Raw genomic sequence first — 948 nt, forward strand, 5'->3', positions numbered from 1 at the left:
CCCCTCCCCGAGCCCCGGACCCGCCGGAGTCCGCACCCCGAAGGAGCCGTTCCATGGCCGACACCGCCCGCGCCGAGCACACCCACCACGACGAGCACGCCCACACCCACCACGAGGGCCACGAGGAGGCCGCCGGGTCCCGCACCGCCGCCGAGGAGTGGGACGACCTCTACCGCGAGAACGAGCGCAAATGGAGCGGCAGGCCCAACGCCGCCCTGGTCCGGGAGTTCCCCGAGCCCGGTCCCGGCACCGCCCTGGACCTGGGGTGCGGCGAGGGCGCCGACGCCATCTGGCTGGCGCGCGGTGGACGCCGCGTCACCGCCGTGGACGTCTCCCGCGTCGCCCTCGAACGCGGCGCCGCGCACGCCGAGGAGGAGGGCGTCGCGGACCGGATCGACTGGCAGTGGCACGACCTCGCGGAGACCTTCCCCGAGGGCACCTGGGACCTGGTCAGCTCGCACTTCCTGCACTCGTGGACCGAGCTGCCGAGGGAGCGGATCCTGCGCCGTGCCGTCGACGCCGTGGCACCGGGCGGAACCCTGTTGATCGTCGGCCACGCCGAGGCACCGGACCCCGCGAAGCGCCGGAGCCACAGCCACGGTGACGGCGCGGCGCGGGAGGAGGCCGAGGCCCCCGAGGTCGACCTGCCGACCTCCCGGGAGGTGCTGGAATCCCTCGACCTGCCGGAGGGGGAGTGGGAGGTGCAGCGCTGTGAGGAGGAGGAGCGCACCCGCACCATGCCCGACGGGACAGTCGTGGAGTACACCGACACCACCCTGCGGCTGCGCCGCCTCCCGGTCTGACGGACTCCCGGCCCGTCGGGCCGGCCCGACGGGAGGGACGGGGGTCGGCGGGGCCGCCGACCCCCACCGGCCGTTCCGGGGCGTCCCTCCCCCGCGGTACGGGTCTCCGGTTACCCGGTGGGGCGGCGGCGGATGGTGGGGGAGC

The 948-nt window shown here is 76.1% G+C and carries 1 protein-coding gene; it reads left to right on the forward strand.

Going from position 1 to position 948, the window contains the following annotated elements; genetic code table 11:
• Nucleotides 1–53 precede the first annotated feature (53 nt).
• Nucleotides 54–803, forward strand: coding sequence for an SAM-dependent methyltransferase (locus FOE67_RS27015; protein WP_182667443.1), 750 nt, complete (start codon nucleotides 54–56; stop codon nucleotides 801–803).
• Nucleotides 804–948: the final 145 nt, after the last annotated feature.

It is taken from the genome of Streptomyces calidiresistens (assembly GCF_014141525.1).
GTDB classification, from domain to species: domain Bacteria; phylum Actinomycetota; class Actinomycetes; order Streptomycetales; family Streptomycetaceae; genus Streptomyces; species Streptomyces calidiresistens.

Excerpts from the sequence above, each read along its gene's own strand:
- FOE67_RS27015 (WP_182667443.1), top strand. The coding sequence starts at position 54 with ATGGCCGACACCGCCCGCGCCGAGCACACCCACCACGACGAGCACGCC.